Annotated in this window: 1 protein-coding gene; it reads right to left on the reverse strand. The window is 46.0% G+C overall.

The window, feature by feature from the left end:
• A partial coding sequence (locus ACG95_RS14790; protein WP_048000497.1) for a hypothetical protein occupies nt 1–202 on the reverse strand: 202 nt, incomplete at both ends.

Genomic DNA, 202 nt, shown 5'->3' on the forward strand with positions numbered 1-202 from the left:
GCTGCAGCTCTTGCTGCTTTTTCAGAGTTCTCTTTGGCCAAAAGCTCTGCAGCTTTTCGCTTGGTAATCTCACTTACAGCCTTGTTGGCCCCTTTTTTATTCCTTCTAGCTTGCTCTTCGAGCTTCCTAGCCGCTTTCTCAGCGTACTCTTCAGTTCTCTGCTCAGCACGCTCTTTGGAAACAATCTTATATACCTTCTTGA

It is taken from the genome of Lactiplantibacillus herbarum (assembly GCF_001039045.1).
In the GTDB taxonomy this organism is placed as follows: domain Bacteria; phylum Bacillota; class Bacilli; order Lactobacillales; family Lactobacillaceae; genus Lactiplantibacillus; species Lactiplantibacillus herbarum.